The following is a 701-nucleotide window of genomic DNA, read 5'->3' as shown; positions in this document are numbered from 1 at the left end:
CCGGTTGAAGAAGCCGAAATTTCTGCTGCCGACGATGTTGCTAAAAGCGAAATTGAAGACGCGACAAACGACGAACCATGCATGTCTGTCGACGATCTTCGCAAGTACACCATCGCCAATTACCTGAACGCCTGCTTCGAGGACATGGCGGTGCGTAGCGCCAAATTCAAGGAACTGCTCGGCGAAATGAAGCTTGTGAAACTGGCGGACATCGAACCGGGCCAGATCAACGCTTTCAAGGCTCTTGTCGATCAGAAGATCGCTGAAATTGGTGCGGGGGCGTAAGTTTGACCCCCAAGCAAAAATACGACGAACGGAAACGCCTCCGGTCTGAACGTCTCCTACGGGATGAACAACGCGCCAAAAGTGCTCGCGATCAAGACGATGATGTCGAAGAACGGATGACTCGTTTGCTCTGCGCCTTCGAACGGATCGCGGACGTTATGGAACTTTGGGCGGATCAGCAGGGTGATGCCAATGGCTGAAACCCACACCCAACGCGCCCACGCCCGATTAGCGCCAAGTTCCGCCCATCGTTGGATGGTCTGCCCCGGCTCTATTCGGATGCAGGAAGGTTTACCGGACAGCCGGTCGACCTTCGCGGCGGAAGGCACCGCAGCGCATGAACTGGCTGCGAAGTGCCTGGAAACAAACACCGACCCGGCAGTCTTCGCCGGGCAGTATGTCGACATTCTCACATC

2 protein-coding genes are annotated in these 701 nt (G+C 55.9%); both read left to right on the top strand.

Annotated features, from left to right (window positions below; translation table 11 throughout):
• Positions 1–285, top strand: a 285-nt coding sequence (locus ACTJKP_RS27065) for a hypothetical protein (protein WP_440632858.1), incomplete at its 5' end; no start/stop codon positions are given.
• A gap of 186 nt (positions 286–471) precedes the next feature.
• The coding region (locus ACTJKP_RS27060; protein ID WP_440632857.1) for a DUF2800 domain-containing protein at positions 472–701 on the top strand (230 nt) is incomplete at its 3' end.

Origin of the sequence: Brucella sp. 22210, assembly GCF_052045675.1 — a bacterium.
Lineage (GTDB): Bacteria > Pseudomonadota > Alphaproteobacteria > Rhizobiales > Rhizobiaceae > Brucella.
The sequence above is the reverse complement of the archived record's forward strand: the minus strand, read 5'-3'. Positions and strand labels throughout refer to the sequence as shown.